The organism is Phormidium sp. CCY1219, from assembly GCF_035615515.1.
In the GTDB taxonomy this organism is placed as follows: Bacteria; Cyanobacteriota; Cyanobacteriia; order Cyanobacteriales; family Laspinemataceae; genus CCY1219.
Window position 1 is genome coordinate 1 of record NZ_JAJENT010000326.1, and the last position, 297, is coordinate 297.

Consider the following 297-nt stretch of genomic DNA (forward strand, 5'->3'; position numbering starts at 1 on the left):
AATACCCATTGCCGATTCCCTATTGTTTGCCAGTATTTCTTGGCTACCCACTTTCCTGTTTTGTTGGAATGTCTTCGCTTTCCCCATTTGGTTAACTTCCAATATAACGAGTTATCCATTTGAGAGAAGATTTCCTTGGACACTACTGTTGAGTAGTAGTTGCTCCACCCTCTGATGACCGGGTTGAGGCGTCTTATTAACCCCTCTTGCGGTACTGCTATATGGGAGTCTACTATCTCTTTTAGTTTCTTGTAGTGGGTTTTGATGGCCTTCTTGCTGGGTTTGATTATAGTTTTG

General features: G+C 42.4%; 1 protein-coding gene. It reads right to left on the minus strand.

Annotated features, from left to right (window positions below; all coding sequences use genetic code 11):
• A partial coding sequence (locus LKK83_RS05760; protein ID WP_324629983.1) for a group II intron maturase-specific domain-containing protein occupies positions 1–290 on the minus strand: 290 nt, incomplete at its 3' end.
• Positions 291–297 lie beyond the last annotated feature (7 nt).